Origin of the sequence: Galbibacter kalidii, assembly GCF_026241135.1 — a bacterium.
Taxonomy (GTDB): Bacteria; Bacteroidota; Bacteroidia; order Flavobacteriales; family Flavobacteriaceae; genus Galbibacter.
Genome location: NZ_JAPFGA010000058.1, coordinates 1 through 1,814 on the forward strand (window position 1 = coordinate 1; position 1,814 = coordinate 1,814).

Genomic DNA, 1,814 nt, shown 5'->3' on the forward strand with positions numbered 1-1,814 from the left:
ATCCGTTATTCCCCTGTTAAACACCTCTATTTTGTAATAATCCTCTTCGTAATGCTTAATGGGGATATTAACAATCTGTAGACCATATAATTGATTGTTTAAAATTTTCGGAGAAATGGTTTGCTTGACATAATAATAATCATCACAGCTCAATTTCATCGGGATCAACAATTGTAACTGGGTTTTTTCGTTATCATGATGTCCATCGTTTGAAGCATAAAGAGAAACAAAAGCCCCAATAGACTTAAGGTAACTATCTACAAAACAATCGGGTACCAGCTTAACAAAATGCAAGAACAAAATATTGCTCAGGTGTCCAAAGGTAGAAGTAGTTCCTACAAACTGAAATCTCCTGTCTTCTAAGTAAAGAATCCAGCTAAGATTTTCCGGAACAAACATATGCATGTCTTTTAAGATATCCGATTTAACAGGATTTTCTTCAAACAAATTGTCATAATTAACATCCATATTTCTATAACGAGAAAACACGGTTGCATCTATTTTTTCCACTAAACTCATAGGTCAATAATATTAAACCCGTTGTGCATTTTAAACAATGCTGATTTTAATATTATTGATATTCCTGTTGAAAATGAATTTATTGATGTACTGAATTACAGTGAGTGCCGTTATTTTCGACAATACCCTTGTTTTGAACCCTTCAAAAGATTTAGCATAGTTCCTACGGATCATAAACTGGTCGCATAATTGTGAAAACAAGGTCTCTATGCGTTTTCTGGATTTTTTAAACACAAAGGGCTGCTCTTTGTAATCCCGTTGGTTCTTGCGCATCGGGGTGCTCAATTCAATTTGGTGGTCCTCAAAGAGGTTCAACTGGACTTCTGACGAAAGATACCCCTTGTCCCCGAGCAGGACACAATCGGACAACTGGGCCTTGATATCATCGAGGTAATTGATGTCATGGACAGATGTTGAAGATCATGCATTTAATTTTTTAGGAAAGCCTGTTAAAAGGATATTACTCGCAATATATTCCTTATGTGGACGATAATGGTGAGCGGATAATTTAAAGTAAAAGCGTTGTGCCGAATTTCGGAAGTAGGCAGTGAATTTGCTTTTTGGGAAGAAATAGACTGGCATAAGGTATATGTACATGGCTTTACCGATAGCAACTGTTATTGAGGGAATAAAATAAACCTGGATCGGAAGGAAAAGAAAAAAACTGGCAAACTTAAAAAAAGGTATCAAGGTACCACCCATCAAACGTATGGAAAGAGATACATTTGTTGCTGGATTTAGTTAGCGTTTTTAAAAATCAACAAGATTACATAGTTTTAGGTTAATGTTAGTTAATTACTAGTACGGGTCAGGCTACACCTGACCCGTTTTTTAAGATTTAAGGTTGCCTCAAACCGCCACAACTATGCTCCTCCCAATCTGTAAAACAATGAAAATAACTTAGATTTTCTACTTTTGACCAGTGCCTAAATATGGAAGGAGGTCAGCAAGACAAGAATTGCTTTATACTTTTAAACAGTTCGATTCTAAGGGAAGCTTACATGATGATCTTGAAGAAAATGCACAGATCCCCAATCACAACAACATAAGAGGAGGAAACTATTATAAATAAACAGAACCATTAAATTAAAACGTATGAACACACAAACACAGGAAACAATTAGGGCTTAGATCGAACTCAGGTTAAGATATTTGTTTATGTTGGATCATTCCTGAAAGTTGTATACTAGGAAAAATTGACACTATCCCAAAAAGTGTGTAAGTAAAAATATCGAGGGTTGGATTCTTAATTAGATTCTGACCCTTTTTTCATAGATCGTCAGGAACTGATTTAA

The 1,814-nt window shown here is 35.3% G+C and carries 1 protein-coding gene and 1 pseudogene; both read right to left on the reverse strand.

What is annotated here, in order from left to right; translation table 11 throughout:
* Positions 1-519 (reverse strand): hypothetical protein (locus OOZ15_RS19800; protein WP_265958169.1); only part of this gene is annotated, 519 nt, incomplete at its 3' end.
* Between the two features lie 30 nt (positions 520-549).
* A pseudogene (locus tag OOZ15_RS19805) lies at positions 550-939 on the reverse strand (transposase); the annotation flags it as partial.
* Positions 940-1,814 lie beyond the last annotated feature (875 nt).